This window comes from Vibrio sp. D173a, from assembly GCF_030248475.1.
On sequence record NZ_JAHGAH010000955.1, the window covers coordinates 1 to 1,748 of the forward strand.

Annotated in this window: 2 protein-coding genes and 1 pseudogene; all 3 read right to left on the bottom strand. The window is 41.6% G+C overall.

Annotation, left to right across the window (positions count from 1 at the left end):
• A pseudogene (locus KIV40_RS30510) lies at positions 1-227 on the bottom strand (aldehyde-activating protein); the annotation flags it as partial.
• Positions 228-441: 214 nt separating this feature from the next.
• Complete coding sequence (locus KIV40_RS30515) at positions 442-912, bottom strand: GNAT family N-acetyltransferase (RefSeq protein WP_285353023.1); 471 nt, start codon at positions 910-912, stop codon at positions 442-444.
• A gap of 121 nt (positions 913-1,033) precedes the next feature.
• Positions 1,034-1,748: aminoglycoside phosphotransferase family protein (locus tag KIV40_RS30520; protein ID WP_285353025.1), on the bottom strand; the 715-nt coding region annotated here is incomplete at its 5' end.

Here is a 1,748-nt window from a genome sequence, read left to right on the forward strand (position 1 = left end):
ACCATTGATCTTCCTAACTGGGATGCTGGAAAGCACTTCGTTTTCAGCCATTCTCATATTTACCGCTAAGATATCTTCAGAACATTTCTGTGTCGTTATGTAATGCGTCAAACAACCACCCGGGTTACAACGGTGAAAATCTTCTTCTTTGTCCCCCCAACAATAGAAAGCGGTTTTCTCATTCATGCTGATTTGTCTCCGATTTCTTTAGGAAGCGAACTCAACATCAAGCTAACGTTTCCGCAATGACACTTTAATTCCATTCGATGGTTCCCTGTATTCAACTAACGCTGTATCAAGTGGTGAGCAACGCAGGCCACTGCACTTAAACCATTGTGCCCAGAACACCAAAGCTGATTTATAATCTAGTATAAACACCTCCAATAGCTATTGAAGGTGTCCACTAGAGCTGGTCAACACATAGTCCGTCTTAAGCACTTGTTAGCTGCGTAGCCTTTTGGAGAGCAGATTCTGTTTTGGTTGAAATCCGACGCGACTATAAAAATCGATAGCTCCTGTGTTGTTTGACCAAACATGTAGGTCAACTGAACTAGCGCCAAGAGTACTAGCCCAGTCAGAAAAGTAGGAAACTAGCGCTGTAGCTACACCTAACTTTCGAGCTTCGCTAGACACAATTAACTCTTCAATATATCCATACCTTCGTGACTGAGTCCAACGACGTTCTTTAACGGTGGTAAGGCTCCCTAATAGAGCACCGACTACCTTCCCATCGTGCTCGCTAACAACTAGTAACTGGTTATCATCAGATAGAATGTCTTGAAGCTCAGACTCATTTAAAACATCTTCAGTTTTGCGAACAACATCTGGGGCTAAGTCTGAGTTGTGCTCATTCTCGGCTATGAAAAGGCTAACCAATACATCTAAATCTTTGATTTGAGCATCTCGAACCATAAATTTTCTCCAAGCAGCTAACGGGCGATAACGCTATACCACCCAGCTTTAAATTCGTGCCCTAAACTCTGGATCCGAGTTGAGTGAAAGTGGCCAAGCGTGCTGAATAACTTGTGAATTGTTAGTTGCACAATGCGCGCTGAATTTTTTGTTTATTTTCAATGATATATTCTATGTCATTTAGGTAAGATTGAAGATGACCTTGCTCTATGTTTTCAGCAAAGGATTCATTGCCATTTTCAGCCTCACTTTGCATGAACGAGACTAAAGCTTCTAATCGCTGAACCATTGCGTCGGCTAATTGATTTCTTTCGGACTCATTTGCACCGTAACTATCACAGAACAACTTAGCTCTAGCCACTTGTTCTGTGATTGAGCCTAGCTTGTCATTATTGTCCGTTTTGAAAGGAGACCAGCAATAAACTGAATAAGCTAGATCCCATATTCTTGGGGCAGGGGGTGCAGTATCAAAGTCAAATAAACCAACAACTGTATTCTCTGACAGAGCAACATTGTATGGAGTAAAGTCACCATGACAGATAACCTCAAAAGGTTTTCGTGGCTCTAGCATCCACTTGTTGGAATTAACATCAATTTGCTCCAAAAGTGGCACTGTTGAGTCATGTATTTTACGTAATAACTTACCCGCAGAAATGAGAGCATCAACTGTAGCGATTGCACCAACCAACGGATAATTATAAGTGTTGCCAACGACAAAACTTAAGATTTCCTGATCTTGATTTACCCCAAGGAATCTTGGACATTCATTCACATTCTCTTGTTCAAGGTGCTTCAAAATAAGGTGAATTGTAGGACTCCATGGTTGAAGAGGCCGA

Coding starts and splice junctions, on each gene's coding strand:
- KIV40_RS30515 (WP_285353023.1), bottom strand. CDS start 912: ATGGTTCGAGATGCTCAAATCAAAGATTTAGATGTATTGGTTAGCCTT.